The sequence below is a fragment of the Catonella sp. genome (genome assembly GCF_052169795.1).
Classification (GTDB): Bacteria; Bacillota; Clostridia; order Lachnospirales; family Lachnospiraceae; genus Catonella.
This window is the reverse complement of the sequence record NZ_JBQNBU010000134.1, coordinates 1-4,345: the sequence shown is the minus strand read 5'-3', so window position 1 is coordinate 4,345 and position 4,345 is coordinate 1. Positions and strand designations below refer to the sequence as shown.

The window sequence follows — 4,345 nt, the reverse complement described above, 5'->3', positions numbered from 1 at the left end:
TGTCCTGCCGGACTTCCCCTCAATAAAGATGATGTTATGGCTTATATGAATAGAAGAAAGCCCGGAACTAATAGTTTTACTACACCCAGAAAAGAATCAGATGAGATAGAAATTCTTTCAGGAATATTTAACGGCTTCACAACCGGAACACCAATCTCTATGATGGTAAGAAATGCAGATCAACATTCAAAAGACTATGACAAAATAGCCGAATACTACCGCCCCGGTCATGCTGACTATACTTTTGACAAAAAATACGGTTTTAGGGATTATAGGGGTGGCGGGCGTTCTTCCGGTAGAGAAACTCTTGCAAGGGTGGCAGCAGGTGCAGTTGCCGCTAAACTACTTAAGGAATTTGGCATAGAAGTTCTTGCCTACACCCATTCAATCGGAAGTATTACCTTACCCGAGCAAATTCTTGCTAATAAATCAGAACTCACAAGAGATGAGGTGTTAAAAAGTAAATTATTTATTCCTGATGAAGATACTACAAAAAAAGCTGAAGAATATCTGCTTGGTATAAAAAATGAATTAAACTCTTCGGGCGGCGTAGTTGAATGTATAGTTCGTGGACTTCCCGCAGGTTTGGGAGAACCTGTTTTTGATAAGTTGGATGCAAAGTTGGGACAGGCACTCTTTTCAATAGGTGCAGTTAAGGGGGTAGAAATCGGGGATGGATTTGCTGCAGGCAAAAGCACAGGTCTTTGCAATAACGATGCCTTCATATTAAAAGATGGCAAAATATCTAAGGCTACAAATCATTCCGGTGGTGTTCTCGGTGGAATCAGCGATAGTTCTACTCTAGTAGTACGAGCAGCTTTCAAGCCTACTCCTTCAATTTCTGCAACCCAGCACACTGTGAATAAAAATATGGAAGAGTTAGAAATAAATATAGAAGGCCGTCACGATCCGATTATAGTTTCCCGTGCGGTAGTTGTAGTTGAGTCAATGACAGCCCTTGTACTGGCTGATTTATTACTTCAAAATTCCATTGCGAGGCTTGATAATTTGAAGAAAATTTATGATGCCTCCCCAATTCCATAAAACTCCATCATTCCATTGACCATGATGCTGAGTTCCGGTGATTTTTTACCTATGTTAGCCAGTCTTTCGCCGGACTCAGTAATTAATTTTACATTTTTTTCCAGCTTTTCTCTTATTTTCTGCCTGCGTTCATTTAACTTATGCCTTATTTCAACCATCTCCTTATGATCTACAACTGCATCTGCCTGATAAGACCAAACCTCTGCATCATGAATCTTATATTCCGTTAAAATCTCTTTGTACTTGTTATTATAAAATTCATAAATTGAGGAAGCTTTTTTTCGCACAGCCTCGTCTGCTTTGTATGAAGCATATTGATTATACCTGTATTCCAACTCCAGCACATTATTCACAGCATATTTATCATGACTGAAATCTAACGAAGCCTTCTGATTCACATACTTTATCTTAACTGTATTGGTAATAGATATTAGCTTATTCACCTTTGCGGCATTCATCTTCAATGCCTTGGAGTTCTTATCAGTTTCCAAAAAAATATAAAATGCCATAAATACTCCACCGATAACAGTTAATAAAAATGCTGTATCTGCAAAAGTGTCAAATACCATATAAAGAATCAAATACATAGCAAGAAGCAGTCCTATAACTACTCCGGACACCATACCCATCTTATTTAAGAACAACTTTCTGCCAAGTTCCATCTCTTCCTCATGCTTTAAAACAGCTTTTTCTCCCGCAAGTTTTCTTAAATCACTCTTAATTACCAGTTCGTATTCTTCCTCTTTCTTCAGCCTCTTTATTTCATCCGGCAGCACATCTTCATACTTTTCCATTATACCAAATTCAAATTCAGTAAGCTCGGTACGCTTTCTTTTTAATTTGGATATATCCTGCCTAAGCTCAATCAAGTGTTTTGCGGTATCCATCAGCTCTTCTTTAGGCTCCGCAGGAAGTTCATCAATGATTTGTGCATCTTGAAGAAATCGATTTACTTCATCATATTCTTTACGGATTATTTTTATCTGAAGATTGGTATTGTCAATTTTTTCACAAATCCCCCTTACTTCACCTTCATAATCCTCTATTACTTCTGTTTGGATGTTTTCCTTAGACTTCTTATGAAACAGGCCCATCCCAAGCTCCTTCCCTGTATTCAACCTTAAATTCTTCCAGTTTCATTTCTATTTCTTTATAACCTTCTGCTACCTTATTAGTTTTCAGCTTATCAAACATATTATCAATATTTTTTGCATTCATTCCTGACATAGCTGCTTTTTCAGCTTCTTTCCACATTTTTTCAGCATCAGCAATCAGGTTCTCATCCTCGGTAAGTTCTTTTGCATTCTCATGAAATTCTTTATCCTGACTTCCAAGCTTTAGTGCCAATAGAGCCAAAGTAAGTGTTTCTGTTTTTTGAGTGTATTTATAAGCTTTATGAAAATATTCAGCCGCCTCCTTAAAAGAGGATACATGGATAAGGCAAATACCTGTTGACTCCAATATTTCACCGTAATCCTTATTCGAAACATTTTCCTCTCTAAGAGTAGCTCTAAAATATTTTAAAGCAGATAAAAATTTTCTTTCCTCAAACTTCTTATAACCGATATAAGCCTGTCTCTCCCAAACCGGCATATTGCTCAAATACTTAACCATTTCTACAGTTTCAAGTATTTCTTCTTTGCTGTATAAATCACAGCCACAAAACAATGCCGTTATCACATCACTAAGAAAATAATTCCCCATTACCAGACTTTTTAATTTAGCCGCTGTTTCAGGCAGACCTAAATCTTCCATTATAAAATTTATCAGCTCTGGACAAAAAAATCCTAAGTCTATACTATATATACTTGTCTTTACATAATAACAGATTTCCTCAATTGAATATAATTTTTTCTGTGTATCTGCTATTATATAAGGACTCTCTGCCATTTTTCCGCTGCATACTATTGTTTTTCCCATATTAACTCCCAAACTCTGTTTGTAGTAGGCACAAAACTTCCAAAGCCCAAATCAGCCAGCTTAATGATACAGGTATCTTTATCATTAAACCTGACAGACAACCTTATTCTTGCCAGACTCTCTTCCTGAATGCCTAATCCTGCAAAAGAAATAAATCTCTGCTCCTCTTTGCCGGTCACAAAGTCCTTAATCTCTATGCTTAACTCTTTTTCACCCTTTAATATAATATCAAGACAGGCTTTTGCACTGTACCACTTAACCCCCGGCTTTACCACTTCTATCCGTCTGCTTCTTCCATCTTTGACTGCCTTTATTGACAAACTTACTGAAGTCCTGTCATCACCCAACATTATTATATCTGACTGCCGTTCTAAAGTCTTATCCCTCGCAGCAAGACAGGCTCCCTTTGCATAAAGGTTTTGTCCTCTGAATATCCTTCTCCCCGGAGAAAGTTTTCTTAATGTATCATCTCCCCAACTGTCTAAAAATCCCCTCCCTACTGCATATACCGTAGAGACAACGCTGCCCTCCAAGGCCATAAGTGAAAGTGTGTAGAAAAGATTACCGCTCTCATTTTTACTTAACCCCGTCATCTGCCTTGTAAGCTTATCAGCCTTTTCTCTTCTTGCCACCTGGGCAATCATAGGTTCTGACTTTCTGTCAATATTTAGTATCCTAAAATGAAGTCCGTCATCATCTAATTCAAATAAAGCTGTATCATTTACCCAAAGTTCAGGTTCCTGATTTATAGTATAATATAAAAATGCTTCATCATGGTCTAAAATTGAATACCTGTCATCCTCAATTTCCAGGTTTTTCATAGCAGAGTCAATCAAATCAACAGTTTCCTTGGTAAGTGATTTTAAGGTAATTCCAATATGGATTATTTCTTTAAACGAACAATATGCATTAAGCACTTTTAGGGCTGCACCAATAAAATATGCCATAAGCCGGCTTGCCTCATAAATTTTATCTCCAACCCTTATTTTTTCATTAGTTGTTATTGTTTTAACGAAGTTTTTTATCTCATTTATATCTTCTTTACCTTCTTGTGCCAAATCTTCGCCAATTATCCAGTCATCCTTCCTTTTTCTATAGGCCATCCTGGCAGGTATGAGATATTGCTCTTCATTTCTCCCTCTGCTAACTGACTCAGGAGAATTAAGCTCACTGTCATAATAAGTTAGTTGAAGAAAGTCTTCACATATATCCATCCCTATCAAAATTCCTATTCCATCCTTCATTACCTTAACTCCTTACTTATGGCTTTGACTCCAAAAAAATTTTCTATTATTTCATTTTGAACTGAATAATTTTTCATATACTCTTTAAGAGTTTTTTCATCAGATAAATCTTTACATACATACATCATATTTATCTG

4 protein-coding genes are annotated in these 4,345 nt (G+C 36.6%); 1 reads left to right on the top strand and 3 read right to left on the bottom strand.

Annotated features, from left to right (window positions below):
• A partial coding sequence (aroC, locus tag ACTTKP_RS11440) for a chorismate synthase (protein WP_442554029.1) occupies window positions 1–1,044 on the top strand: 1,044 nt, incomplete at its 5' end.
• Here aroC and ACTTKP_RS11435 read toward each other — a convergent pair.
• The 3 genes from ACTTKP_RS11435 to ACTTKP_RS11425 are packed head-to-tail and all read right to left on the bottom strand — an operon-like array spanning window position 1,020 to window position 4,208.
• Window positions 1,020–2,138 carry a hypothetical protein gene (locus tag ACTTKP_RS11435; RefSeq protein ID WP_442554028.1) on the bottom strand — a complete coding sequence of 373 codons (1,119 nt, stop codon included), beginning with the start codon at window positions 2,136–2,138 and terminating at the stop codon, window positions 1,020–1,022. The two genes, aroC and ACTTKP_RS11435, sit on opposite strands and share 25 nt — an antisense overlap.
• Window positions 2,122–2,964, bottom strand: a complete 843-nt coding sequence (locus tag ACTTKP_RS11430) for a hypothetical protein (RefSeq protein WP_442554027.1) — start codon at window positions 2,962–2,964, stop codon at window positions 2,122–2,124. Before ACTTKP_RS11430 ends, ACTTKP_RS11435 begins: the two co-directional genes overlap by 17 nt.
• Entirely contained in the window at window positions 2,949–4,208 is a 1,260-nt protein-coding gene (locus ACTTKP_RS11425) for a DUF5716 family protein (RefSeq protein WP_442554026.1), read from the bottom strand. Before ACTTKP_RS11425 ends, ACTTKP_RS11430 begins: the two co-directional genes overlap by 16 nt.
• Window positions 4,209–4,345: the final 137 nt, after the last annotated feature.